This window comes from Mangrovivirga halotolerans, from assembly GCF_026241165.1.
GTDB classification, from domain to species: Bacteria; Bacteroidota; Bacteroidia; order Cytophagales; family Cyclobacteriaceae; genus Mangrovivirga; species Mangrovivirga halotolerans.
Window position 1 is genome coordinate 128,196 of sequence record NZ_JAPFQN010000004.1, and the last position, 26,877, is coordinate 155,072.

A 26,877-nucleotide genomic window follows, 5' to 3' on the forward strand; every position below is an offset into this window, starting at 1 on the left:
GGCGCAATTTTACTGTTCTTCGAGATGTTAGCACAGCGCATCTGGAATCGAAGATGCTGACATTTATCGTCAGTAGTTTAGATACATTAGGATCTTAGATCCGAATTGACTGGTTCGTGGAGACACGAACCAGGGCGGCTAAACTATTCAGTGTATTAACCCGGATTTAAATCCGGATTATTCCCGGTTCGACATACCCTGCTGAACATATCGAACAGCTGCTTTTAATCTTGCAGCAGTTATACTTTGATGATTCACTTTCCACTCTATACTCTCACTCACTTAATTCTGGCGCCAGCGTCGCGCTGGTGCCGTAAAACAACCTAAATTATATCTTCGAAATATCCTCCAGTACATTCAGGCTTTCATCGACTTCGCCATCAGTATTAATTACACAAGGAGTGAGTCGGGCATAAGAAATACGATATGGTGAAGAACTGGCAACAACATTTCGGTCATGGAAATGCTTAACTGAATCTTTTGCTTCTTGCTTTCCGACTATAAAACAGTTTATTCCGGCAGATAAATTCGGATCCATTGGTGTTAGCAAATCGACACCTTTAATATTTTTTATCCCTTCTTTTAATTTGGTATTCAACTGAGTTGTACGTTGGTGCACATTACTTCTTCCCATTTCCATCTGAAAATCGAATGCTGTATTTAGGGCCCATCGGTGATCAAAAGCATGAAAGCCACCCGGACTGATCAACTGGTTAAAAGTGACTTCGCCCTCTGGCGGGTACCCCATCCACATGATGTATGGATTCATTGAGAAAGCCGGAATTGTCGGACGAACGAAATCCCATGCATTTCTTCTGGCATAAAGTACTCCTGTTCCCCTTGGGCCAAAGATCCATTTATGAGTTCCTGCCGAAAAGAAATCACATCCCATAGCCGAGATATCTTCATCCTGGTTGCCAAATCCATGAACACCATCGACAGCAAAGTAGATTCTTTTCTCAGGACTACGACTGGCATTAGCTTCTTCGACAACATCGGCAATAGCCCGGATAGGAAGTTTTACCCCAGTACAGGAATGTACATGGGTAACCATGATTACTCTAGTTTTATCAGTGATAGCATTAGCAATATTTGTCGTCACTTCATCAACAGTAATTGTCCGTGGATCTTTATATTCATCAATTCTTTTTACCGTTGCGCCTGTTTTTTCGCAGGCATAGTCGATCGACATATCAGTGACATAGTGATCATGAGTAGTAGAAAGTATTTCATCGCCGGGTTTAAGTTTCATGCCAGCAAAGAGGAGGGAAGTTCCCATGGTAGTACTATCGGTGAGGGCTATTTCTTCGGGCTGGACATTCATATACCTGGCAGCTGCTTTTGCAACTGCCCATTCTGCTTTATCCGATTCTTCTTCCCAGTACAAAACCGGGTTTTTGTCATATGCATCCCGATGTTTTTGAATCGCATCGCGTACTGGTTTCGGATGTGAGGCCAGAAGCATCTGAGCCATTTGTACCTGGCTGGTATCGAGGATAAACTGGGATCGAACACTTTTCCAGGTACCGTCAAGTGGCTTAGGGTCATTAATTAATGTTTTTTTGCTTGAGGAGGCTGTTAATGAAGCCGGTAATGTTGCAGTTAGGCCTAAAGCTAAACCTGAAGAACGGAGGAATTTGCGTCTGTCCATGGTAAGGTATGGTTTGATAGTTTATATAAGTTAGTGATTTTTGGTGGGATTTAGTTATTAAGTTATTGGGGAATTAGGTTATTAGTTGTTAGTCCACTTGACTTGATGATTGTCTGAATTTGTAAATGCTGACACACAAAGTGTCGTCAGTACAGGATTGAAAAAGATTAACAGGATTACTCTTAACACGTAAAAAAAAGAAACACCCCGGAAAGACACAGAGTCCACAAAGCCGAAGGTGCTGACATTTATCGTCAGTAAAAATTGCTGACGCAATTTGTTCGGAAATCGAGAATCACAAGAACTCCAACAGTTAAATTTTAAAATAGAGCTGCATAGAAAAGCGCGGTGGCAAGGACGAAATTCCGGAGGGTGGGATGGGAATTTGTGGGTAAGGCGGATTAATTTCGTTTTGACTTTTTTGCTTCGTTTTTGTGTCAAGACAAAAATGAAAGGTGAAAAATTGTCTGAATCAGAATTTACCGAATTCAAAGATAAAAAGGATTGCTCTTGACTCGAATTAAAAAAACACACCGCAAGGACGCAAAGATCGCAATGAAAAACAGCAAGCTATTAATTTTTCCGTAGATCATTTAACTGTGACATCGAAATCAGAAGATCGTTGAGGAAATACAACAGGCTCAAAGAAGAAAGTTGATACCATAAGTTCGGAACACTGGAGTCAAAAGTATTCTTATATTTAAATTAATTAATTAATTCATAGAAAGGCGCGGTAGGAATGACGATATCACGAGCCGTAGGTGCTGACATCAACGTTAGGAGATCGTCAGTAGGTCGAAGACCATGACAAGCGATAGCTTCGTCATTGGTGGGAAGGTAGTGTGTAAGGAGGTTTGATATTGTCTTGATTTTTTGGTCCATTTTTTATCAAGAAAAAAGGACAAGAAAGATTGTCTGAATCTTAAGAATGCTGCCAAGCTTTGCTTCGTTCCTGTGCTGACAACAATAAGTTTCGTCAGTAAGTAAGATTTTACCGAATATATAGATTAAAAAAGATTACTCTTGAGTCGAAACCAAAATACACCTTTACATTTTACAAACAGATTTTTCCTTGCTGCTTCGCCTTTCGGCTTTCAGCACAAGACAAGGAAATGACGGCTATAGGTTGGATAGTGCTTTTGAGGAACTAAGAAAGAATGATAAAATATAACTGCTGCTTTTCTAGATGTTAGCGAACCGCATCTCGATGTCAAAATACATTAGGATCTTAGAACCGTATTGTAACTGGTTCGTGGAGACACGAACCAGGGCGGTCTTGGTAGTATTAACCCGGATTTCAACCAATTAACAGGATTAACAATCAAGGTTAATCCTTTTTTAATCCTGTAAATCGCGGTTCAGACAATTATCACTCAACCCTTGAACAATAAACGGTAAATGCCAATAATCTTGACATTTAGATTTAGGGCGGGATAAAAAATAAAATATAATTTAAAATTTCACGACAGAAAATTTCAAGTTAAAAGTTTAGTTGCTCATATTTGCACTGGAATTTTTTTCAACCAAAACTATTTATTGACATGCGAATTTTTAAGATCAATGCAGGTATAGCTGCCTTGCTATCACTATGCTTTTTTGTAATTACATCATCATGCAATCCCGATGAAGAAGTAGGTCCTGAAGAAGTAAATGATATTCCTCGTGACGGATTAGTAGCATTTTACCCTTTTAATGGAAATTTCAATGACGAAAGTGGAGTGGGAGATTCAGCGGCGCATCTTGTTAATAATGGTGGAAGTCTGACTACAGACAGATATGGGAATCCAAATAGTGCATACTCAGCTAATTTCAATGAGTACTTAGTAGCTAATAATGGTAAATTCGAATTTGAATCTGATTTCACCATATCAGTTTGGGTTAAATCGGAAAGAAATGAAGAAAATAAGAATACTGAAATTTTTGTTTATAATAATGGGTATGAATTAGGATATTTAGCTGATTTTATAAATAAATATAATTGCGTCATCGATGATTATAAAATCGTCGAGTCAAATGAATATGATAATCCAACCGACTGGCATCATGTCTGTTTTTCTTATCAGGCTAATAACAGAGAAACTAAAATCTATGTTGATGGTGTATTAAATGCTTCTAAAATACATGGTGAAGGACGGGTAGCGATTAGGACGAGCGAGATCTATTTCTTTGGTGGAGAGTTGTACTATTTTCCTTATGTAAAGTTTAATGGACAAGGAGATGATATAGCAGTGTATAATAGATTATTAACTGTTAATGAAGTGAAACAGCTTTTTAATCAGGAAATCACTAAATAAACTATGAAACTTTTTGTTAGCGCAATAGGGCTATTTTTGCTCAGTTCTTTTTTTTCACTTCTTGAAGCAGAAAATTTATATACTATTGATTCAAATGGTGACTTTGTACAAAGTGGAATTTTCTGTCAGGGAGAAAATGTAATATTTTATTTCCTCAAACCTGCAGGTTTTCAGGAAGGAGATGAAAATTATTACAGTTTGGAAATCTCTGGAGTAGTTGAAGTAGCTACATTTTCTTCATCAAATTCTTTTGTGAAAATAGAATATGCCATACCAAGTGATTTCTATCAGACCAATAATTCATATAATGTTGAAGTGATACTTCCCCCAGCTAATGCCAATGAAAGTGAAGTAGTAATTGCCTCAGGATTTACAATTACCGTAAGAGAAACACCATCAGTTGAAAGTTTCACATTAATAGACAAAGACGCTGAGGATAATACTTATTCCAATACTGATTCCCAGGTATTTATTGATGGAGGCTCAAGTAACTCTAATGTGGCCACTGATTTTTATTATGGCGATGGAGTTTTTAATAACAGGTATTTTTATCCCGATCGCGTTAATCCTGGTCAAAATTCTGTTTTTTATCAACCATTTATCCAGCATTCGGGTATTAAATGTAAAGCAGAGCCGGCAGAAGTGACTGTAACAGTTAATAGTAATAATTTTAACTACATTATTTTTGATGAAAGTTCCGAACTAAAAAACAGGAATTTTCTTTGCGAAAGCGTGACTCCGGGCTATACCTATAGTTTTCAATTTAAAATTGATCCATATACTTCAACGCAATATACAACTAGTGATAATTGTGATATTTCATACACTACTACCCAAACTACTGTAGATGATATTTATCTGGAATATTATAATAATGGAAGTCAGAAGGTAAATGTAACGTATTCTAAAAATGCAGATGGCTGGTGGGTTGGTAGTGCTGTCATTCCTTCTAACCTGCCATCAACTGTAAGCTATCTGAATTTAAAAATTGCAGGGAGCAGAAGAAGGATTAAAAAAGTCTCCGGTACCTCAGAGTGTAAAACAAAATATAATGATGGAGAAATTTTTGATACTACTTATCCAATAACTGCAGCATTTATTTATTCCAGAAATGATCCCGTTCCCGTTTTATCAATTTCTGATGAATCCCCTGCTTTTTGCAAAGACAATGATACCCCGATATTAATTTCAAACTCTTTCGAAGGCTCAAACAATGGAATGAATCCCGATTCAACAAAAGGTATGTTGAAATTTAGGTATGAAACCGGCGATTTTAAATCATTTCCTTCAGATGAATTTATTCCATCAGCCTATTCAGCAGGGACTTATGCTTTTAAATACTTTTATAATGAGAATAATACCGATTACCGGTTTTGCTCCCAGGAGTCTGAAACTATTACTTTAGAGGTAGTTCCCATTCCTTCCGCACAAACTGAATTTCCTGAAAAAGCCTGTGTGGGCGATGAAGTGATTTTTACTTCTCCCGGGGCAGAACTTGAAGGAGCTTCTTACTTATGGAGTTTCGGTGATGGTGATTCTCTAAACAGTAAAATGGATTCGAGAACTTTTGATCGGGAAAGTGCCTATTCAGTGAGTTTAAAGGTGACCAGTAAGGAAGGATGTATTGGTCACTCTGATTCTAAATTCATCAATATTACATCGTATCCTGAAATCGATTTTTCATATTATGGCGGGTGTTCAGGCTACGAGACCGAGCTTGTCCCATCCCTGTTGAATTCTGAAATCTTACTTGAATCTCAAATAGATACATGGAAATGGAGTATCAATGGGGAAGAAAAAGTTCAAAAAGAACTGATTCATACATTTAATTCAAATGGGATGGACTCAGTTACTCTTTCTGCTACATCAGAGGCAGGTTGTGAAACAATTATTTCCAGGAATATATTTATTCAGCCTGTTGTGGACGTATACAACTACTTCGAAACATTTGATGATGACATTTACCCGGGTTGGGTAGCAAGCGGTCAGGTAAGACCTGAAGATAATTCCAGTTGGCTGGAAAACGATCAGTTTAAAAATAAAGCAGGAGTCTGGGCTACAAATAAGAATAGAGGTTCTTACTTCAATTCAGAAAGTTCTTACCTTGAGTCTCCATGTTTTATCCTTGAAAATACCATTTTTCCTATGCTCGATTTGACGATCGCTTCGGAAACAGATTTTCAGGCTGATGGAGTAATATTGGAATATTCTCTTAATGGAGGTGAAAACTGGAGTAAGGTTGGCGAATTAGGCACTGGAATAGGCTGGTATAATGCAAAGAATTTATTAGGCGTACCGGGAACTGATAATGCCACCAGGGAAGGTTGGACAGGGAAATTTGATTGGCAAAAAGCCTCTTTTCAACTTGATGGGATAAAATTTGAACAAAGTCAGGTCAATACACCGGTGAAATTTCGTTTTGCCTTTGGTTCTAACGCCGATAATCCGATTGATGACACATTAAGCGGTTTTGCTATTGATGAGTTTTCCATCGTTGAAAGAAACAGGATAATGGTTATTGAAACATTTACGAATGTTCATTCATCTCTTTACGAGCAATCGAATCAATATTTAAATAGTTTTCTCGCTGGCAAGGAAGACCAGGTGATTGATATAAGGTATCATATAACAGATATCCAGGGAGATCCGGTTAACCAGTTAAATAAGGCGGATTTTAGCGCCAAAAGGTTGCACTATGGGATTGATGTCTCGCCACGGACTGTCTTTGATGGTACATTTAATAAGGAATTGAATTTCCCGGTTTTCCTGAATGACTTTGGAAATAAAACCTATGATCGCAGATCGTTGGTTTCAGCTCCTTTTAATCTTGAACTCCAAAAAGTAGAATATGTTGATAGTATCAGCCTGACAGCCAGGATAACTAAAAATATCACTCCCGAAGATTTTGAGGGAGACTTGGTATTAATGGTTGGGCTACTTCAAAAGTCTTTAATACTGGATGGTAAGGAATATAAAAATGTACTGAGAAAGTTCATTCCTAATGCTGGAGGTACAACAATTGAACGAGACTGGACTGCGGTAGATACTGTAGAAAAGGTAGTCAATTTTACCTGGATGACCGATTACTATAGCGACCTGGATCTTGGTGCTGACTACCGGTTTGTTGCTTACCTTTTCCGGGCACAGGATATTGAGCAGACAAAAGAGATTGTTCAGGGTGCATTTGTCGAGGTTGAGCAACTTCCGCCACCAAATGTGATTACTGGAATAGATAATAGTTTGAGGAAAGACAATTTTATTATTTATCCAAATCCTGCCAGGAATTCCATTAAGGTAAAAATGCCATCGGATATTCGTGGTAAAGTACAATATGAAATCTACAGTCTGGGTGGATCGTTGATAGGTGAGGGAGAATTGCGAGCCTTAGATCAATCTATTGTAGTCAGAAATTATCCAGCAGGCGTCTATTATATGAAAATTAGTTCAGAAGATATTCCAAACCCGATCATCAGGCGATTTAGCTTAATAAGATAGGATTTCTGTTGGAATTAAGTGTTGATTAAAGGCAGTCGGTAAAGGCTGCCTTTTTTTGGTAATTAGGTAATAGTTATTAGAGATTAAAAGATTGGTTATTAATCTAGTAGTTATTAGATATTGGGTTATTGGTTAATAGGGTGCTTGACTCGAATATGATAAAAGTTATTGGAGATTATGTTATTAAGTTATTGGTATGCTTGGCTCGATTGAAAAATAAAATACACCGCAGAGGCGCAAAGATCGCAAAGAAAAACAGCAAGCTGTTTAATTTTTACCACAGAGAGCACAGAGGACACAGAGAAAATCACTAAAGTAATTTGTGGCTCTTCGAGATGTTAGCGACGCACATCTTGTCTGAATCAGGATTTACAGGATTAAGAGATTAAGAGGATTGAACTGGAGAACCGGGATTTAATAGGATTGAAAAAGATTAACAGGATTGCTCTTGACTCGATTAAAAAATAAAATACACCGCAGAGGCGCAAAGATCGCAAAGAAAAACAGCAAGCTGTTTAATTTTTACCACAGAGAGCACAGAGGACACAGGGAAAATTACTAAAGTAATTTTGCTGCTCTTCGAGATGTTAGCGCAGCGCATCTCGAAGTTGAAATAAAATAGGATCTTAGATCCGTTACAACTGGTTAGTGGAGACACAAACCAGGGCATAAGATTAGAGGTTAGAGATTAAGTTATTATTAAGCTGCTATATGGAACTGAAGTCTCAATTTTCTCGTCATCTCGAATCCCTTGTGGTGAGTCGTAGACACTGACATTTATCGTCAGTGAGATCTTTATAATCGGATAAAATGTTCCTTTTTAATTATTCAATGTTTTTAACCTCACCCTAATTAGATCAACACAAATACGATACTTGTATTATGCAAACAGATTTCTCCTTGCTGCTTCGCCTTTCGGCTTTCAGCACAAGACAAGGAAATGACGGGTATAGGTTGGATAGTGCTTTTGAGGAACTAATAAAGAATGATAAAATATAACTGCTGCTCTTCGAGATGTTAGCGCAGCGCATCTCGAAGTTTGATAAGTTAGGATCTTAGATCCGTATTGTAACTGGTTCGTGGAGACACGACCCAGGGCTGTGAATTATAATAAAAAGACTATTGGTTATTTTGAGCTTTTTGGTTTTCCGCTTAAAGGGCCTTTAAAATAGCCTATACCTCCATTTTTGTTTGCAAATAAAACCTGAATTGAATCATTTTCAACAATAAAGGCGTAAGAAGGATAGTCATAGATACCCAATGTTTTAGGTGTAATAGAAAGGATGTTGTTATTAATGGGGCTATTGATACTGGTATATATGCTTTTATCACTCTCTATGTGGATATTATCATTTTTCTTATAAAATCTTAAGGTATCGTTTACCTGTAGACTTGAACTAAATGACTGTTTTGGAATTATGATTCTAGATTCAGTAAAATCGTGTGCTTTTTTCAGTTTTTTGTTTGAAATTAGATTATCTAAATTATCAGTACTATCAATTAATGCCCAGCTTTTTCCAAAATTGTTAGTTTCATAAACATAGTAATAATGTTTGTGATACCACCTTGGATTATCCCATTCAATAGCATATACCGTTTTAGAATTAAAATCTTGTTGTAGCAAATGTGTTATTTGAGGTTTATTTAATCCATTCATTCTTTTTTCCCACTTTCCTGTTTCCGGATTTTTGTAAAATAAATGGCCGGAATTCATAGTCAAAAAGCTAGAGTCGGAATAAATCTCTTTTTGCGAATTAATGAGGGTACTTTTTAAGCTGTCTTCGTGTTGCTGACTTATCGGAACCGGTTTAGCTGTAAGATCAGCACCTGGGAAAAGGTATTTATTATTATCGGTATTGTAAATTAGAACATATCCATCATGACCAAGTAGAAAAAATGAAGTAGAATTAACTGAATCAGGAATAGCTATTTCACTAGTTTTGTTTTCGTATACGTCAAGTTTATAGATTTTATCATTAGATATTCTTAAAATAAATCCCTTCCTGCTTAAAATGCTTGTGCCAGAAGTTTGAGTTGGCCATTTTAAATATTTCCAGGTAATACCTGCGTTAGTGGTGAAAGCATCCTCCGCCAATGGATTATTAAGTAACCAAACATTGCTATCTACAGGTGAAACATAATATGTATTGAAACCTCCTCCGATCAATCCTTTGTTTCGGTCTTCGATTCGAAAGTTATTATTACTCTCTTGATTACCGTTTTTATTATTACAACCAATTAAAATAATAGCATAACAAAAAATGAGAAATAGTCTGTAGATCATTTTTATAAAATAAAAAGTGAGATAGTTTAGTTCTAGAATATTACCCTGATTGAATTTCGTCCATTAACAGTATGTTTGCCATGATGGGTAAAAGGTGGTAAACTTCCTCCATACCCACTTTGAGAGGTAATTTTACATTTGTAAACATCAGCCATTCCTGAAGAGTCAAATTTCAGATCAAATGAGGTTAAGTCTATTATCTTTCCTTCAAGCATTGATATTTGTTGTGATGGATCTAACCATACTTCCATGTTATTAATATTAACATCTTCAAAGCCAAATCCATATTTAGTTATACTATTTGTGATAATGAAGCCAGATTCTTCAATAGGATAGTTATCTTCCATAGATTTAATAGGGCCTGAATTAGCTTCATAATTGAAAGATCTATATAAATGTGTGGAATTAAGGAGTTTTTTAAATAGATCTTGATTTACTATTGAAACATGAAACCCTCTTTTTGTAGCCAGGAAATCTTCGTTTTTAGATTTTAATTTATTTTCAGAAGTAGTATTAATTTCGAGGCCTAAGTGAGCAAGAGATGAATTTAAAGAAGCAAAAGCAAACTCATAAGGACTCTTTAATTCAGCTGCTAAAGCATGATCGCCACCAAGCGCATTTAAAGCATGTTTAACAATAGCTGATCCTTCTTTATTTTTATTTCCTTCTATTTCATCCCAGGAATCCCTAAATTGACTCTTTGAAATCTCACCAGAGTTAATAACAATATTTTTAAGAAATTGTGTTTTTGCTAATTCATGGATTTGGTCAAATCTACCAGTATCTGAAATTATATTAGAATATTCAGGGAATATGGTTCTTAAAATAGCTATTTCCAATTCAGTTCGAAGATCACCTACTTCATCAGCTGATAATTGAGATGTAGGTGTGCTTTTTGCTTCCTGACTCATTTCCAAAATTAATGCAGCAACTGCATATCCAGTCCTATCGCTCATTAAATCCAAACTTTGATTAATAGCATCTTTCGGAGATTCATATTTACTTTTAAAAGTGTTGGCAAAGACATTTACTGTTGAGATTGTTGACATCCATGGTCCAACCATTTTATTTTCTCCAAATGCTTGTATCATTTTTGCATAAGTGGGTATTTTCAAACTCTTAAGAGTTACTCCTTTACCTAATTGTGAGCTAATTTTTGAAAATAATCTTGACTGGACAGAAGCTATTCCTGTTGCAGCTAAGGGGGCCCAGGCAGCAACTATCGATGCTAAACCAATTAAAGCAGTTTTGTAAATTAGCATTTTTTGTTTTTCATCCTCAATAGAGGATTCTATAGCTGTAAGGGCTGAGATTTGACCTGACTTTATTCTTTCATAGATGGTTTTTGTATCTCTTATTATATTTGTAAAAAGAAAACTACCCATGTTCTCCTCTCCGTAAGCATTTTCAAAATAACTGTCTGCTCTTTCTTTAGCTTTATTTTTTGCTTCTTTATAATTATATTGGTAATCAAATTCTTCATTGCCTTGGGCTCTATTATTTAATTCCTCAATTACCTTTTCATCATCATTCTTCTTCTGCACTCCACTTCCATTACCTCTTACTTTAACCGCCTCCCCCTCAGCCGCCTTTTTACCCATTTCATCCGCTTCTTGTTCCAGGGCAGGATCATCATTTACCGCTGCTCCTTTAGCCTGGGTGGTAGCTTTTACTCTTCCTTGTTTTTGCTGCACCACATGGGTAAGCTCGTGCCCGATTAATTCCTGGCCTGATTTGCTTTCCGGGTTATATTCACCAGGTGCAAAATGGACATCATTTCCCTGTGTAAATGCCTTTGCTCCCATATTAGTTGCTTCCGGAGAGTCTTTGTGCACATTTACATCTGAAAAACTAGTGCCAAAAGAATTCTCCATTTTCTGCTTTACATTACCAGAAAGGGAAGATTTACCAGCGTTTGAGCCCGGAGGTGGTGCCGTATTTTTCATGTCTAATACACCACTCTTCAGGAGCTGTTTGACTTTGTTTTTCTTATTTTTATCGGATTGCTGCGACCGCTTTTTGTTTTGGTCTTCTCTTTTTGCGTACTCCACAGAAAAAAATGTAATGGTTGAAGTAAACAAAAATATAAGATTAGGGACTAGATTCCAAAAGGGTCTTGAGTTTTTATTGAAGTCTTTCTTTTAAGGCTAATTCCACCTTTTGCAGATGTTTTAGTACTGATCCCAAAAGGATAATATGATAATTAAAGCTAATATTTCTAACAAAAAAATACTCCCACCTTCAATCCGATTTCTCCTTGCTGTTGGGCCTAACTGCTACTAGCACAAAACAAGAGAAATGAATGTTTTTGGGTTATTAGTTATTAAGTGATTAGTACGCTAGACTCGAAAATGAAGAATCTCATGGATGCTGACAGGCTGTGCCTCGTCAGTAAGGATTAACAGGATTGCTTTTGACTCGAATTAAAAAAAACACACCGCAAATCGATAGACCCTGACAAGCGACAGCTTCATCAGAAAGGATAATAAGATGATAGGAGATCGTTTCGTGGACGAATAGAAATCATAAAATACACCGCAAGGGCGCAAAGGTCGCAAAGCCGAAGGTGCTGACATTTTATCGTCAGTAAAAATTGCTGACGCAAGTTGTTCGGAAATCGAGAATCATAAGAACTTCAACAGTTAAATTTTAAAATAAAGCTGCATAGATGGGGGCGGTGCCAAGGACGAAATTCCGAGCTGTAGAAACTTACCAGAGAAAGTCAAGCCTAAGCCCTGACATGCGACAGCATCGTCATGGAACAAAAATGAAAAGGAAGAAAATTTTCAAATCTAAAAATGGGAATTCTACTTAATCAAAGCATTGCTTTCCTAAACAATTCCTCAGCTTATTCCCTCCTTATTTATTAAATTATAGTAACAACTAATTATATGAAGAATGAAGAAAGTCAGGATCTTATCTATTGATGGAGGAGGTATCCGCGGAATTATCCCTGGTTTAATCCTCTCTCGCCTTGAGGAAAAACTGCAGAAAGAATCGGGAAAAGCCGATGCAAAATTGGCTGACTATTTTGATTTTATGGCTGGTACCAGCACTGGAGCCATTTTAGTTTTATATTATTTAGTTCCCGGAGAAGGAGGAAAACCAAAATTTACTGCTGATGAAGCAGTTAAAATTTATCTTGAAAGGGGAGATACTATATTTGATGTCAATATCTGGCAGGCAATAACGAGTTTTAAAGGTGTGTCAGATGAAAAATATGATGCCAGAGAACTGGAAAAAGCATTAGACGATACATTTAAAGAACTCAAATTATCCGAGTTGATTAAACCGTGCATCATTTCTTCTTATGATATAAAAAATGGAAAGCCGCATTTTTTCAAACAGCACAGGTCTACTAATGATATTTATAATTTTAGGGTAAAGGACATTGCCAGGGCAACATCAGCAGCACCAACTTATTTTGAATGTGCACTTATAAAAAATGAGATCGGAACATCCTACCCTTTAATCGATGGAGGTGTATTTGTAAATAATCCATCCCTGGTATCTTATTCCGAAGCAAGAACGATGACCTTCGGAGATATTAAAAACCCAACTGCCAAAGATATGATGATTGTCTCATTAGGTACTGGTAGCACTCCAAAAAGGTTTGAATATAAGAAGGCGAAAGATTGGGGACCGGTATCTTGGATAAAGCCTTCATTAGATATTATGATGGATGGAAATTCCCAGACTGTCGATCATCACTTATGCCAGATCTATGATACTTTGAAAGAAGAAGCTGACAGGAAAAATTATCATCGATTAACTCCAAATCGGTTAACAGCTGACCCTGCAATGGATAATGCCTCTAAAGAAAACATGTCATTGTTAAAAGAAGATGCATTGAGCTATATATCCGATAGCGAAATCGACGAAGAACTGGATGCTATTGCTAAGAAATTAGTTGAGTATGGCGAATGAATAGTTATTTGTAATTAGTTATTAAGTTATTGGTGGTTTTATATAAGTCTTGATTAGAGATTTACGGGCAATGTATATAAGGATACCTCACACTGGTTGGAAGGATGCTGAATGCTATTTTGAAACCTGAAACAACCATTTTATTATCGAATAACTTATATTTGATTTTAACATTTTTAATTCACTATGCGGCACTCATTTTTTCATTACTTACTATTAATGATCATATTATGTTCAGGTTGTTCTGTTCTTGAAGCACAATCTAAAAAAGAGAAAAAAGCATTAAAGATTTGGGTAAAGCAGGAGGGTAAATGGGGATTGATCAATGGGATGGAAGAATGGATAGTGGACCCTCAATATGCCAACTGTCTTTCAGTAACCGATGATTTGGCAATAGTTACTTTTCTTAAAGATTCTACCAAAGCCAAAGGTGAAATCCGCTTGCATGCAGTAGTAAATAATAAAGGCAAGGAAATATTTACATTCGAAGCTATAGAAGCAAAGTTTACAGATAATTTTAATCACATCATTTATGAGGCTGGCACAGGCACTGGAGTGATAAATACTCGGGGCAAGATACTAGTAAAGCCTGTTTTTGAAAAGTTAGAAGAAGATCCTTCAAATAAAAATAGATTTATAGCTGTGAAAGACAGAAATTATGGTCTGATCAATTCAGAAGGAGAGGTTATGATATCTTATGAGTATGATTGGTTAAATGTTACTTTTACCAATAATTATTCTTTTGCAAAGGATGAAAAAATTGGTCTACTATCAGAAAATGGGGATATAGTTTTGCCCAATAATTATTCACTGATTATGCCCACTTATAAAATGGGTTGGGATACTGGGATAGAATTATTCAACTTGCTACATGCTTACAGAGGTGATACTATAGATTACTTTGTACCGGGAAAAGACTTTTTTATTGAAAAAAACAATATGATATCAACCTCTATATTTATTAAAGATGAAGGAGACAAGTTAATACCTTACAGCGATGGGGAATTTACAGGTTATATTGATTCGAAAGGGGAAAGGATAATAAAACTGGATTCTACTTTTACACATTTAAGTTTTTTCTATGAAGAAGTTGCTACTGTACGAAAGAAACTTTCTGAGAATCTGCCTAATTTTGATTATAGTAAACAAGGATGTGGGCTAATAAATAAAGATGGCCAGGAAATTGTACCTCCAATTTATACATGGATAGGAGTATTTTCTGAAGGATTAGTTTCTTGTAGGTTAAACGGTAAATACGGAGCTATCAATAAAAGAGGTGAAGTAATTATTCCTTTTGAATATGATAGGGAATTAAACTATGCTTCCAAGCAGTTGGCAATTACCAGAAAGGGAAATAATTTTGGTGTAATTAATAAGAAAAATGAGTCTATCATTCCTTTTGAGTTCGATCGTATAGTGGTTTTTGACAAAGGATCGTATTTTTTATGTTATACCGGGAACGATTTTAAGATATATAATTCAGTAGGAATGGTAGTCTTAACACTTCAGAATTCAGAGGTGCAGCCATATACGCAAATAAAAACTTCCTATCATCAGTTTTACTAACAAGTCATTCCTAAAGTAAGCCATGAATATATTAAGGGTTTTTAGGTAGTCTTTCTGTGAAACATTGAGTTAAATATATTTGAATTAATGGTTTTGGTAATATTGATCTCAAGTTTACCCCTGACCTCTATTAGTTAGTGTTTACTTCTAAAAGTTGCAAATCCCATGTTCCTTGCTTTAATATAATCTTTTAACACCTGTTTATTTGCTGTGATGTATTCCCGCATCAAAGGCTTCCACCAGTCATTTTCTTTTGGATGGTCGATGATCTGCCTGCTGGTATTAATTAGATTATCTCTTTTAGTATTTCCTGTTTTTTGTTTCCCCAATTTAAAAGAATTGACTTTTAAATCTCCTTGCAAGGAATCATCCATCCCTGTCAAGCGGTCTTGACCTGATAATACATTAACTTGATGTGTTGTAAAGCTAGGAGCATTAGCTGCTATTGCCCTATCCATTGCGGTCAATACAGCTGCATATGTTAATTTATTACCGGTAAAGGAAGGATCAGTTTGAATGGTCGTGATATGCTGGATAAATTGCATCCTTAATGTGGTAAGCTCCAGATAAATGGATTCTCTTTCTTGTAGCGTTTTTGCTTTTTTAGTTCTTTCGGCTAAATTATTTAAATTCCGGGCAGCCTCTTCAAACTCAAACGATCTTAGTGGTTGTTGAACTGAAACCAAACCACTATTAGCTACATTTAGTATCTGATTTAATTTATTGCCGATATAAGGGTTATTCCCATTTATTTCTGAGGATGCAATAAGTTCTTGTTTCCCATTTAAAAACATCCGGGCACGAGTAGGTGATTGATTAAGGGCGACCAATAAGTCAGCTACCTGGTTTAGAGACTCAGCGGTTTCATTAATATTAGCCTGTAAATCTGGTTTTTCGCCAGTGGCATAACCTTGAGTCAGTATCTCCTTTCCCATTTCTAAATTCTCAGCAGCATGGTTACTGCGTTGCTCAGTCAGACCATCCTGATAACCAACTTTAGCTTTTTTGGAACCCCATACAGCCAGCATTTTCTCCTTAATCATTTTATCAGCTTCTACTGCCAGCTTAAAACCTAAACCGAAGAACACACTGTTTTTATGGTCTTTTGAAATTTGAGAGTGAGAAGGTCCAGCCACTGCCTTTGCAGGAGTGTTTTCTAATATTTTGCTTCTTTTTTTAGCCTCTTCCAGACGGGATTTTTCCAGATTTTTGTCTTGCCCCAACATTTCCATTGTGGGCTGAACATAATCATCCAATTGACCATTATTAGCTTTTATTCGCTGGCTGGACTCCAAAACCTCTACCATACTTGTGTTAGCTACATTACTTTCTAAAACAAGTGAGTCTACCTGATCAGCTAGAGGAAGCATTGCATTTTGATGAATCAATACACTAATTTCATATATAGCATCTTTTATCTCATTAGGATATTTATCATAAATAAATTCCATAACCTTATTACTGCCTTTCAGAACAGCTGTAAAACCTATGTTTCTTGCAAATGAATTAGCAAGCCCATACCCTAAGCCTAAATGTTTTTTTAATATGGCTTCGTTTTGTTCATCGGATAGGCCTCCATCGACTTGTGAACTTAAACTTTCCATAAACCTATTCATAGCCTTAATTTCATCTAAGCTAGCCGGATATTTAGGTGGTTGCCTCAGCATATGCACCATTTCGTGCCCGACAGATTCTACTGTGTCTAAAGATGAAAAAGAGCCTGTGGCGAGTGCTTTTCGTTTGTCTTTGGTTCCAGGTGTTGCTCCTGGTACTTCTACTTCAGGGCTAAAGGACTGGATTTCTATTTTCCCTTCCATATTTTCTAATTCAGGAAAGGTGCCCTTCATCTCATTATTAAGCATTTCCTCAGCCGCTATTTCCACATAATTTGAATGGGCAAATAGATCTTCAATGGCATGCATGGCCGCTCCAAAATGCAAGAATCCCTCTTCGTTTCTGCCTTTTTCTGCTGCTAAAGTTAATCTTTTTTCCACATGCTGATTCGTACGCCTGATATAACCCATTACTCCTGAACTATCTACATCAAAAATACCCATGTCACTTCCTGTAACCGCTTTAGCATCTGGTTCGGTAGAAGGTACTTTTGTTTTTAGATGATTAGGCACCGGAGCTGACTTTTCCGGGTTCACATAGTCTGCAGATTCCAGTTCAGGACTGATCTTTGGAGGTGTACTACTATATTCTGAGTCTTTGATGGCACCGACAGGACTATCCAGGTGTTCTGATAAAATGTAAAATCCCATTTGTTCTGAGGTAGGTGCCTTGCCAAATTTTTGATATGCTACATAATTTAGCATGGCATAAACTGTATCAGCTCCTAATACTTCCATAGCAGATGGCACAAAGCCCTGGTTGACATCACGCATCCAGTTACCATAGTAGATCATACTGGCTTCGTCCTGTGAAAAATCCCCGTTATCAGTCAAGGCATTACGGGAAGCACTTTCATGTAATGGTGCTTCAAATCGCTGGACCACCTGAGAACTACTTTGTTGTTGATTCAATTTTTTAGGCTCCTCAGCATGTTCTTCAACTTTAAACTGTACAGCCTTTTCACCCATCTCATCTGCTTCTTTCTCTAAGGCAGGATCATCATTTATGTGAGCTCCTTTGGCCTGTGTAGTGGCTTTTACTCTTCCTTGCCTCTGTTGAACAACATGGGTAAGCTCATGGCCAATCAATTTCTGACCCGATTTAGTGTCAGGATTATATTGACCAGGTGCAAAATGGATATCATTTCCCTGTGCAAATGCCTTTGCTCCCATAGTAGTTGCTTCCGGAGAGTCTTTGTGCACATTTACATTTGAAAAATCTGTTCCAAACGAATTTTCCATTTTATGTTTTACATCACCAGGAAGGGAAGAATTGTTTGTATTTGAACCTGGTGGAGGAGCCGTATTATTCATGTCTAACACACCACTTTTCAGGAGTTGTTTGACCTTGTTTTTATTATTTTTATCAGATTGCTTAGACCGCTTTTTATTTTGGTCTTCTCTTTTTGCGTACTCCACAGAAAAAAATGTAATGGTTGAAGAAATCAAAATTATATGTTTGAAGACTATATTCCAAAAGGGGTTTGATATTTTATTTAAGTCTTTATTCCAACGCTAATGCCAAAAGTTTATAGATATTTTCAGTACTGATCCTGAAAGGATAATATGATAATTAAAGCTAATATTTATGACAAAAAATACTCCCACCTTCAATCAGATTTTTCCTTGCTGCTACTAGCACAAAACAAGAGAAATGAAAGTTATTGAGTTATTAGTTATTAAGTGATTAGTACGCTAGACTCGAAATTGAAGAACCTCATGGATGCTGACAGGCTGTGCCTCGTCAGTAGGAAGACAAATACTGATGAGCTAAAGCTATCAGCATCTAAGGAAATGAAGAGAAGAAAAATTCATTCACATTTTCAAAGAAGAATTGAAATAAACTTCTTTACCCATATTAAACAAAAATATTCCCATCACAACCGACTCTCAAAAACAAAAACCTTCCCTTCCTCTTTATTAATCAAATAAAACGACACATCATACATATCCTTTTTTTAGGGTAAAAACCTTCCGGCTGATCCGACACTATTTTTAACCCTTATTTTATTATTTGTAAACAAACGCTTACTTCCGTTTACTAACGGCTAAATATTATAGGATAGGTTTCTTTTTAAAAAATTCGTAATACCTTTGAAGCATCAACCAAAACATGGATTCTGGGATATCCCATATTTCAGGATACCACTTTTATACAATCAAAAATATTTATCAACGATGATTACAAGAATTTATCGTGCAGGCTTTTTATGTCTAATTACGATCTTTTTATTTAATTCCTGTCAGGATGAGCGATTACTGCCAGAAGTTGAAATGCACGAAAAACTTTTCGGTGAAAAACTGGAAAACCCTTATTCTGTAGAAAACATGCAGAAGGCCTGGGATAATGTAAAGCCTGAGCTATCGAAATCAGGTAGGTTTAATGTAGAAAACGTCAATATTACTACTACTCATTATTATGTGAGGTTCTTACCAAAAGATTCTATTGAGTTAGATATTCTTTTAAAAGATACAGTGCTGGAATTATATACGTATCCGTTAGATTATGAGCAGACGATTTCCGGAGAATTTAATTATCATGATCCTTCCATACCATTAGATAAGCCTACTTATCAATACACCGTAGTTTTAGCAGATTATGACTTCCCTAATATCGATTATGAGATACTTGATGAGTTGTTTTTACCAGATGAAATCGGACATACTCCTGGTGGAAGAGTTGTTTATCCAATAGAACCATGTATTCAACCGTACTTGGTAAATGAAGCAATGAGGATTACCCAGAATTATTCTGAAATTGCTCCAATAGAAGATTGTGGTGGGGGGAATTCCGGAGGAGGTGGATCGTATGGGGGCGGATCCTCAGGAGGTGGATCTACCGGAGAATGTCGCAGGTGTCCCAAAGGGCAGATACTGGTAGAAAACCCTTACAGTGGTAAAATATTTCGGGATGGAAAATTTTATGATGGTGTTCCTAAAGTAAAAGCCAGGGCCAGGAAATGGTTTAAAATCAAAACCGCATATACAAACGATGATGGTGAGTTTGTAATCAAACATGTATTTGGAGGGAATAGAGAGGTTAATTATGGAATAAAATATTCCAATCATCATGCATTGGTAAGGCCCGTTGCAGTAGGCTTTGGGCCTGCATTTTTAAACGGCCCCAAACAAAGTGGACCCTGGGAATATCGATCAAACAGGGGTAGCAGATCTTATTTATGGGGTACAATTATGAGGGGAGTGTATGATTATCACTATATTTGGGCACCAAAATTTAATATAGGACGGCCACCGAATGACATAAAGATCAGGGCATGTGCAGGGAATGATTGTGGTTCTATGAATATGTTACACAAAATTACCGAGGTTCCTACCGGAGGACTTGGGCGATGGGTTTTTTCGGATATTAGGATTGGAAATAAAGATGATGAGTATAACACATTATATAAAACAGTAATTCATGAATTAGGACATGCTGCCCATTGGAATCTTGTAGGAGACTGGGTTCCGGATAAAACATGGAACATGATGTTCTCGAAGAAAATGGTGAGAGAAGCATGGGCATCTGGGATAGCTGATGAAGTTCATTATTTCAAATTCCCTGTAATTGGTAGATGGTATGATCCTTGTTTTATTAATAATAAAAATGGGAATTATGGTGTGAATGCAATGATTGATGATGGATACCCACGAGTTCTAGTAAGAGATTTAATTGATACTACGAATGAATTTAATCCATTAAGAAGAGAATGTGATTTAAATGATCAAGTATATGGTTTCACTTTGTCAGAAGTGTTCTATGCTCTAAAAGGTGCGAATTCAAATAAAACTAATACCGCCATGAGTGAATGGCGGGACAATTTGATTTATAAACGACCAAACCAAAAGATTAACCTTATTAACTACTTTCAACAATGGGAAAAATAAATTTTACAGTTTTATCAATTCTGCTACTTATATGTTGCGATGTTGAACCACACGATGCAGATGATTACGAGTTCAGGATCTTAAATAGTACAGATAGTGAAGTGCTTTTCAAAAGTTTTAACATTGGTGAAGAAAGTGGGTATATAGAAATAAAAGTAAATGAATCTTTATTCATAAGCGGCGGTGGTATTTTAAGAGTTGATTCAGTTAGATTCAAAATTGAAAATCCACTTGATTCAATAACTTTTGTGAATAATTATCATGGTGGAGATCTCAATGATGTAAATCATTTTTTTAATTATTCTAATTGGAAAGAAAAAAACATTAATAAATACTACTATATATTAACTAAGGAAGATTTTGAAAGGTAATGTAATTAAGTGCCCAAAAGGTCCTTGGATCCTTACTAAGATAGGATGTTTTCAATTGTGACTTTGAGGATAGGTTCATCGATTGCCTGAACTTTTTAAATGCTGACATGCGATAGCATCGTCAGTAAGGATGCATAAGATTCATATTATGATAGGATATCAGAATCATATATAAAACATAAAGACTTAACTCATTCAGTAATTGATTATGCAGTGAAGGTGCATTTAACATTAGGGCGTGGTCTTACTTAAGTTTTGATTTTTTTATATCGGATTCAAGATTACTTCGCATTACAGAAAGTGATTTATCAAAAAAATACTAGCTAATGAATTGAATAAAAATAGCCATGAGAAAAATAATTAAACTTTTCTTAATCGTAATTACAACAGCAAGTTGTATAACTGATCCACATAGTTCTCTTGATCCTAAATATTATATAGTTAATAAAACTACTTCCGAACTTCTTTTCAGAAGTCATAATCTGGGTTTGATGGATGCTTCATTTACTCAAATAAAACCTGAAGAATTGGTTAATACAGGTGGTGGCGGGATATTAGGAGTAGATTCAGTTCAGTTTGTCCATGTGGATTTGGCGGATACTATATGGTTTAGAAATCATTTTAATGGAGGAGATACCAACAACCCTAACCATTTTTTCAATGGTATAAACTGGGAAAAAATTGGTAAGAGAAGCTTTCAGTATACCCTAACCAATGAGGATTTTGAATAGGATTTTGATTTTAAGCATTTTTGGAGTCTTTTCATTTTTGCTTTCATGTGTAATTGAACCACATAATGCAGATGAACCAAAATATTATGTGAAAAATAATACTTCAGAAAATATATTATGGGATAGTTATAATTCTGGAATAAATCGGGCTCAACCATTAAAAATAGATATAGAACAAGATATTTTTACTGGTGGTGGAGGAATAACAACTGTTGATTCAGTGATTTTTATTAAGGAGGAAGCAAATGATACCTTGATTTACAGGCATCCGGTTTATGGTAATAGTCAAACTAAAACTAATCATTTTTTCGAAAGAGAAAACTGGATTGAATTATCTGCGAATAATTACTATTTCATACTTACAGATGAAGATTTTAAATAAGATAGGATTAGTTATCTGGATATTGACAATAGCGTCATGTGTAATTGAACCTCACAATATTAATGAAATAGAATTTTACTTTTTGAATAAAACATCCTCAGAACTACATTATAAAATCAGTTACAATGGGAATCAAAGCCACTATGTGCCATTAGAGATAAATGGCAAAGATTACACAAGTGCTGGAGGTATTCTTGGGACTGATTCAATTGTTTTTATAAAAGTGAATACCTTAGACACTCTTAAATTTGTAAATGAATTACACGGAGAAGATTCTATTATTTATAATAATGTATATGATTTCTCTAGCTGGGTTAAAAAAGAACATAATAATTATTTCTATACCCTAACCGATGAGGATTTTGAATGAATATAGGAATTGAAATTGTCTGAACTAGGATGAGTAAGATGCATAAGATGATAGGATATCAGAACTAAAAATGAAACATAAAGAGTTAACTCATGCAGTAATTGGTTGTGCGATGAAAGTACACTCAACCTTAGGGTCAGGATTCCAGGAAGTAATTTATCAGCAAGCCTTAGCGATAGAATTAGCAAACAGCAATATTGAATTTGAAAGAGAAAAGGAGATGGATATTTTCTATTCAGGAGAATGTATCGGAACTCGAAGAGTAGATTTTTTAATTGATGGATTTTTAATAGTGGAGTTAAAAGCAATTTCAGTGATAGATGATAGTCATGTCGCTCAAACAATGAATTATTGTGAAGCATTTGATGTTTCCTTAGGATTACTATTAAACTTTGGTTCTAAGAAACTAGAGTTCAAAAGAATTTATAATACCAACCACGAAGAAAACTCATCCTACAATCCTTATATCCTATAAATCCTAGTTCAGACATTACCACTGACTCTCAAAAACAAAAACCTTCCCTTCCTCTTTATGAATCAAATAAAACGACACATCATACATGTCCTTTTTATACGGCACAAAGCCTTCTGGTTGACCCGCCATAAACCACTCAGGGAAATTAAGTCCGTTGACATGCATATCCACGCTACCTCTTCGTAGGGAATTTTGAGAGATAAACCCTTCGATCCACTCCTCTGAGGCATCGAGCTCCATGAAAAGCGTATATTCTTTAAAAAGATGAGCCGACTGCCAGTACTTGGCATTTATGGGAGTGACCTCTTCCGAAGGATTAATACCCAGCCAGTGATCCAACGCTTCTTCCGGATCAGTGGTGTTGACCTCCTGGCAGGAAACTAAAAAGATTGACAAAGCACAAAAAAATAATCGGGTTAAATATTTCATAGGTTAAAGTAAATTCTTTTTCAAAAAGAGGGGATGCAGCATGCTACACCCCCGTTGATCAATATTAATTCTTCACCGCAAGTCTCTTCCTACGGTACCACATCAGTAAAATCATCATGGCACCGACGAACCACCAGGTAGGCTCACTCATTTGATCAGGCTCTTCACCGGCGTCGAGACCTTTCTTGCCTGATAACACCTGCTTTTGTTTGCGAAGGAGCGCTGCTTTCTGCGCCTCGTTCTCCAGGGCTATGTACGAGGTTACCGGAGTCATGATGCCTGTCTGGAAGCTGGCCCTGACCAGGTTGCCCCAATTGTCAGCCGCTTCCTCAGGATAAAGAATTTCAGAACGCCTCAATCCTTCGATGAGTAAAGCAGATTCGATGGTTTTACCTTCAAGATCATCCTCGTCGATATCAAAATATGGGTCGAGGAGGACAAACTCATCCTTATTGTCATCCCGCAGGTAGCGAATTTCACCAGTAGGTAACTTTAGTTTTCTGGTGTAAAAGCCTTCGTTAGATTCATCAGTTGGAATAGTTAAACCCTCCCAGAGATTATGAGTGGAAGTGGATTTGCCATTAGTGACATAAAACAGATCATTGCCCGGGTAAGTGAACTTCCAGTCAGACAGACTGTTGTTTTCTATGATCGCATTATCAAAATCATCGGTGATAACATAAAAGACCGGAATTCGATCTGTAGGATTGTGATAACTATCAAACAACAGCTTTTTCAATGCCCTTTCCAGCATAAAACCACCTTCTTTATCTAATAATCCCAATGAACCTTGAAAGCTATCTGTGAGATCGATGGTCTCAATGGATGAATTGACCAAGCTCAATTTGGAGTGAGCTGCCCATTCAGGATTCTGAGCCGTGATTTGTTTGATGATTTTTGCTAATTCCAAATCTGCAGAATTAGCAGAATGATCTACTATTAAATGCAAATAAGGTTCCCTGTTGATCCGTTTTAACCCCTGTTTTTCTTTAGCTGATACAATGCGGATGTTGTCTTCATCTGAGCCATAACTCACCGGTTGGGTAATCACCTGTTCACTACCCAGTTTAATCTTTTGTCCATCGATGATGATCTCGACAGGGGAGCGGTGGATGAATTCCATTCCCGTAGTACGAGTTTGCTTCCCTTCAAACGGAAATACCCGGAACGAAACATCATTGCCCTGCTCATAATACAGTATCCCCGGATCCCGGCGGACATTCACAATATTGGTATACACCCAAAATGCTGATTTCTTTTCTGCGAGAATACCTTTTTCCCTGCGACCTTCAATATCGAGGTAATAGTCGCTGATCCAGCACCCATCGGGTAAAGTAAAAGTAGTTGAATATTCCTGCATACCCGCATTCAGGCTGTTGCTGATGTCGAGGTCCACTGTGGAAGTCCAGGTTTTCGTTTGCCGGTCGTATTTACTGTCGACCTTTACTTTTTCAATATTCACATTCGGATTTTCAGGCCTCAGCATCGGTTGTCTTCGTTGAGGGAGATCAGTTTTCTCATTAAAAAACACCTTGTTTAAACGCTTGATCTTGCTATCCGATAATACGAGGTTATCCAATACCAGCCAGTCGTAGTACGAACTCAGATAAGGCCGGTTATACCCCATAAACAACTGATTTCGGTTTGATTTTGCCTGGTAAATTTTAGTTAGCGTGCTTTCCAAAGGACCATTCCATACACTAGCTTTTGATTCAGTGAAATCGGGATTGTAAACATAGTCCAATGCATTCATCAGGTTTGACCGCTGAAAGCTAAAGTACAGAGTAACCATTATCGGGATGACCAGAAAACTTCCCACAGCATAAAGAGAAAGTCTTAATCTTGAAAAATAGTTTTTCAGGTAATTCCAGTCTTCTTTCAACGTCATTGAATGCAGCAGCATCAAAATGATTGGCGTAAGCGTTAAAAAGCCCAGTCCGATGAGGATAATACCCAGTATGGAAAGCGGCATATAGGGTAAGAAAACCAGGAAGAAATAGAGGGTGAAAGAGAACGTAACACACCTTAATAAGAAAAGAGCCAGCCTTTTTATCGAACCTTCCGGATTGTTAATACAAAGTACAGCACCATTGATTATTGTTAGTGCATAAAACCAGAAATGATGAAAATCTCCGAAAATCCCCGGACGCCTTGTTTCAAATCCTTCATTGGTAATGACAAAATTAGTGATCAGTCCGGCGATTGGTAACACCAGGGTGAAAACGATTTTTATAGGAAGCTGATATTTCTGCCAGAAACCGGATTTATTTTTAATGACAATATAAAACCCTTGTAAAAGGAAAAAGAGAAATATTACCGGGGCAATACTGGCGATCAGAGTATAAGAATATTGATGAATATCATCAAACGAGTTTTTAAGAGCCGGAATGATAAAGGTGACGAACAAATAGCAGATCAAAGGAACCGCCAAAGCGATGAGAAAGCTTTTCCAGGCCTTTTTATCTTCCGGATTTGGAGTAAAGAAGAGTATCAAAGCATAGATCGAATAAGCGATAGTCGGCATAATGAACGTCGGGAAATACAAAACCAGGTAATTGTTAGTCATCCATTGTGGAATACTCCAGGGATGAATTTTATTGGCAAAATAGAAGGCAAAGAAGATAATCCCGATTCCTAAGAGCATGTTTATAATAGAGAGCAAGGCTTGAAGTCCTCTGTTAATTTTATGTATAGAAAAACCCAATTCCAGGTTGATAATTCCATAGCCAATGATGATACCCCAGGTCCACTGCCAGATCTCAATACTATCTTCAGAGAGGGAGGATTTAAACACCTGGTAGTCCCAATTGAGCAGTAACAGGAGGATGATGACTGGAACAGTATTCGAGAGGATAATCCATTTAGTTTCAAGCAGCTTTTTCATAGTGAGATTGATTGGTTAGGAGATATTCGATTAAAAAATAAGTAATGATCAGAAACGACAGGTTGGTGACCACCCCGAGCGATTCATGTATTGCGTGTGATGATACGTTGAACACCGAAGTTAGCTGATCCTGGAAGACCGATGAAATATAGATTCTCGATCCGTTAGAAACAATCGTAATGAGCCATGCAATGGCAAATGCCGGAAGGAGTAATGCGATCTTTTTGATACTGGTCAGGTTTATTTTTGAGAAAAGGTAGATCAGCATGGATGAAGCGATCAGCCAGAGATTGATACCAGAGCACGAAGAATCGATGATGAAATTTTTACCGGCGAAAAGATATCCTTCTTCGGGGATGAATACTGCTTGCGTACCCGACAGAAACTCCACGAGAGCGGTTGTTGGGAAAAGCAGAAAATCCAGGTGGTGCAATTCCATAAACCGGAGGCAATACTTGATGCCCAGGACGACAGAAAACCCGATCAGGAAATATGGAATGTTAGCTCTTTTAATCAT

Annotated in this window: 17 protein-coding genes; 10 read left to right on the forward strand and 7 right to left on the reverse strand. The window is 36.7% G+C overall.

What is annotated here, in order from left to right; all coding sequences use genetic code 11:
• Window positions 1-328 precede the first annotated feature (328 nt).
• On the reverse strand, window positions 329-1,651 hold the full coding sequence (locus OO013_RS07175; RefSeq protein ID WP_266056039.1) for an aminotransferase class V-fold PLP-dependent enzyme: 1,323 nt from the start codon (window positions 1,649-1,651) through the stop codon (window positions 329-331).
• Between the two features lie 1,541 nt (window positions 1,652-3,192).
• On the opposite strand from OO013_RS07175, the gene OO013_RS07180 reads away from it, so the two are divergent.
• Together OO013_RS07180 and OO013_RS07185 are read left to right on the forward strand one after the other, a co-directional pair.
• A complete protein-coding gene (locus OO013_RS07180; protein ID WP_266056040.1) occupies window positions 3,193-3,945 on the forward strand; it encodes a LamG domain-containing protein in 753 nt (250 codons plus the stop codon).
• 3 nt (window positions 3,946-3,948) lie between these two features.
• Window positions 3,949-7,440: a PKD domain-containing protein gene (locus tag OO013_RS07185; RefSeq protein ID WP_266056041.1), complete on the forward strand. Its 3,492-nt coding sequence runs from the start codon at window positions 3,949-3,951 to the stop codon at window positions 7,438-7,440.
• Window positions 7,441-8,566: 1,126 nt separating this feature from the next.
• Here the strand turns inward: OO013_RS07185 and OO013_RS07190 are convergent.
• Complete coding sequence (locus OO013_RS07190) at window positions 8,567-9,724, reverse strand: hypothetical protein (RefSeq protein ID WP_266056042.1); 1,158 nt, start codon at window positions 9,722-9,724, stop codon at window positions 8,567-8,569.
• A gap of 32 nt (window positions 9,725-9,756) precedes the next feature.
• On the reverse strand, window positions 9,757-11,775 hold the full coding sequence (locus tag OO013_RS07195) for an eCIS core domain-containing protein (protein ID WP_266056043.1): 2,019 nt from the start codon (window positions 11,773-11,775) through the stop codon (window positions 9,757-9,759).
• Between the two features lie 847 nt (window positions 11,776-12,622).
• On the opposite strand from OO013_RS07195, the gene OO013_RS07200 reads away from it, so the two are divergent.
• Complete coding sequence (locus tag OO013_RS07200; protein ID WP_266056044.1) at window positions 12,623-13,651, forward strand: patatin-like phospholipase family protein; 1,029 nt, start codon at window positions 12,623-12,625, stop codon at window positions 13,649-13,651.
• 219 nt (window positions 13,652-13,870) lie between these two features.
• A complete protein-coding gene (locus OO013_RS07205; RefSeq protein ID WP_266056045.1) occupies window positions 13,871-15,217 on the forward strand; it encodes a WG repeat-containing protein in 1,347 nt (448 codons plus the stop codon).
• Between the two features lie 134 nt (window positions 15,218-15,351).
• On the opposite strand, the gene OO013_RS07210 is transcribed toward OO013_RS07205, so the two are convergent.
• The gene (locus OO013_RS07210; RefSeq protein ID WP_266056046.1) at window positions 15,352-18,249 is read right to left on the reverse strand and encodes an eCIS core domain-containing protein; all 2,898 of its coding nucleotides are present in this window, start codon (window positions 18,247-18,249) and stop codon (window positions 15,352-15,354) included.
• 675 nt (window positions 18,250-18,924) lie between these two features.
• Between OO013_RS07210 and OO013_RS07215 the strand changes: the two genes are divergently transcribed.
• The 6 genes from OO013_RS07215 to OO013_RS07240 all read left to right on the forward strand — a co-directional run bounded on the left by OO013_RS07215 (window position 18,925) and on the right by OO013_RS07240 (window position 23,047).
• A complete protein-coding gene (locus OO013_RS07215; RefSeq protein WP_266056047.1) occupies window positions 18,925-20,718 on the forward strand; it encodes a hypothetical protein in 1,794 nt (597 codons plus the stop codon).
• Entirely contained in the window at window positions 20,706-21,089 is a 384-nt protein-coding gene (locus tag OO013_RS07220; RefSeq protein WP_266056048.1) for a hypothetical protein, read from the forward strand. The genes OO013_RS07215 and OO013_RS07220 overlap by 13 nt, the downstream gene beginning before the upstream one ends.
• Before the next feature lie 347 nt (window positions 21,090-21,436).
• Entirely contained in the window at window positions 21,437-21,820 is a 384-nt protein-coding gene (locus tag OO013_RS07225) for a hypothetical protein (protein ID WP_266056049.1), read from the forward strand.
• Window positions 21,804-22,202 carry a hypothetical protein gene (locus OO013_RS07230; RefSeq protein WP_266056050.1) on the forward strand — a complete coding sequence of 133 codons (399 nt, stop codon included), beginning with the start codon at window positions 21,804-21,806 and terminating at the stop codon, window positions 22,200-22,202. The genes OO013_RS07225 and OO013_RS07230 overlap by 17 nt, the downstream gene beginning before the upstream one ends.
• Before the next feature lie 82 nt (window positions 22,203-22,284).
• A complete protein-coding gene (locus OO013_RS07235; protein ID WP_266056051.1) occupies window positions 22,285-22,572 on the forward strand; it encodes a hypothetical protein in 288 nt (95 codons plus the stop codon).
• A 70-nt stretch (window positions 22,573-22,642) separates the two neighbouring features.
• Complete coding sequence (locus OO013_RS07240) at window positions 22,643-23,047, forward strand: GxxExxY protein (protein WP_266056052.1); 405 nt, start codon at window positions 22,643-22,645, stop codon at window positions 23,045-23,047.
• A 15-nt stretch (window positions 23,048-23,062) separates the two neighbouring features.
• Here the strand turns inward: OO013_RS07240 and OO013_RS07245 are convergent, their stop codons facing one another.
• The 3 genes from OO013_RS07245 to xrtK form a co-directional block, all read right to left on the reverse strand.
• A complete protein-coding gene (locus OO013_RS07245) occupies window positions 23,063-23,476 on the reverse strand; it encodes a hypothetical protein (protein ID WP_266056053.1) in 414 nt (137 codons plus the stop codon).
• 64 nt (window positions 23,477-23,540) lie between these two features.
• Entirely contained in the window at window positions 23,541-26,360 is a 2,820-nt protein-coding gene (locus OO013_RS07250) for an MSEP-CTERM sorting domain-containing protein (RefSeq protein ID WP_266056054.1), read from the reverse strand.
• On the reverse strand, window positions 26,344-26,877 hold the full coding sequence (xrtK, locus tag OO013_RS07255; RefSeq protein ID WP_266056055.1) for an exosortase K: 534 nt from the start codon (window positions 26,875-26,877) through the stop codon (window positions 26,344-26,346). Before xrtK ends, OO013_RS07250 begins: the two co-directional genes overlap by 17 nt.

Bases quoted from the DNA above. Each gene is read 5' to 3' on its own strand.
- OO013_RS07190 (WP_266056042.1), bottom strand. From the start codon at position 9,724: ATGATCTACAGACTATTTCTCATTTTTTGTTATGCTATTATTTTAATT.
- OO013_RS07180 (WP_266056040.1), top strand. From the start codon at position 3,193: ATGCGAATTTTTAAGATCAATGCAGGTATAGCTGCCTTGCTATCACTA.
- OO013_RS07225 (WP_266056049.1), top strand. From the start codon at position 21,437: ATGAGAAAAATAATTAAACTTTTCTTAATCGTAATTACAACAGCAAGT.
- OO013_RS07245 (WP_266056053.1), bottom strand. From the start codon at position 23,476: ATGAAATATTTAACCCGATTATTTTTTTGTGCTTTGTCAATCTTTTTA.
- OO013_RS07230 (WP_266056050.1), top strand. From the start codon at position 21,804: ATGAGGATTTTGAATAGGATTTTGATTTTAAGCATTTTTGGAGTCTTT.
- OO013_RS07205 (WP_266056045.1), top strand. From the start codon at position 13,871: ATGATCATATTATGTTCAGGTTGTTCTGTTCTTGAAGCACAATCTAAA.
- OO013_RS07220 (WP_266056048.1), top strand. From the start codon at position 20,706: ATGGGAAAAATAAATTTTACAGTTTTATCAATTCTGCTACTTATATGT.
- OO013_RS07185 (WP_266056041.1), top strand. From the start codon at position 3,949: ATGAAACTTTTTGTTAGCGCAATAGGGCTATTTTTGCTCAGTTCTTTT.
- OO013_RS07250 (WP_266056054.1), bottom strand. From the start codon at position 26,360: ATGAAAAAGCTGCTTGAAACTAAATGGATTATCCTCTCGAATACTGTT.
- xrtK (WP_266056055.1), bottom strand. From the start codon at position 26,877: ATGATTAAAAGAGCTAACATTCCATATTTCCTGATCGGGTTTTCTGTC.
- OO013_RS07200 (WP_266056044.1), top strand. From the start codon at position 12,623: ATGAAGAAAGTCAGGATCTTATCTATTGATGGAGGAGGTATCCGCGGA.
- OO013_RS07175 (WP_266056039.1), bottom strand. From the start codon at position 1,651: ATGGACAGACGCAAATTCCTCCGTTCTTCAGGTTTAGCTTTAGGCCTA.
- OO013_RS07240 (WP_266056052.1), top strand. From the start codon at position 22,643: ATGAAACATAAAGAGTTAACTCATGCAGTAATTGGTTGTGCGATGAAA.